The organism is Bacillus sp. mrc49 (assembly GCF_002803435.1).
The window spans coordinates 1-433 of sequence record NZ_PHNG01000289.1; the positions used below are offsets into that span (position 1 = coordinate 1).

Sequence of the window (433 nt, forward strand, 5' to 3'; positions counted from 1 at the left end):
CGACGCTCTTCCGATCTGCTTCATCATCTTTCGCGAAGGCTATGAGGTTCATGAGTTGATCATGCAGGCCTGCAGTCTGAATGGCTTTGAACCGAATATCATTTGTGAAACCTCGCAGTGGAAGTTCATCATGGAAATGGTTTCCTTCAATCAAGGCATAACGGTCCTCCCCAAAGGTGACTTGGAAGAGATGGATATTAGTAATAAGGAGATGATTACGATTCCCCTAACCCCCGCTATTAACTGGCAAGTGGGAATTGCCTGGAAAAAGGGGGACTACATCTCCTTCGCTACCCGAACGTGGATTGAGTTCATTAAAACGAAACTGGCAGACAGGGAAGACCAATGAATTATTGCAAGCAAAAGACCGCCGATTCGGCGGTCTTCGTCTCGGATTTCATTATTCCTTCCGCTTCACCCTGTAATGCAGCTC

Annotated in this window: 1 protein-coding gene; it reads left to right on the forward strand. The window is 46.9% G+C overall.

The features are described from left to right. Positions 1-349 (forward strand): LysR substrate-binding domain-containing protein (locus CVN76_RS01995; RefSeq protein ID WP_232732062.1); only part of this gene is annotated, 349 nt, incomplete at its 5' end. Positions 350-433 lie beyond the last annotated feature (84 nt).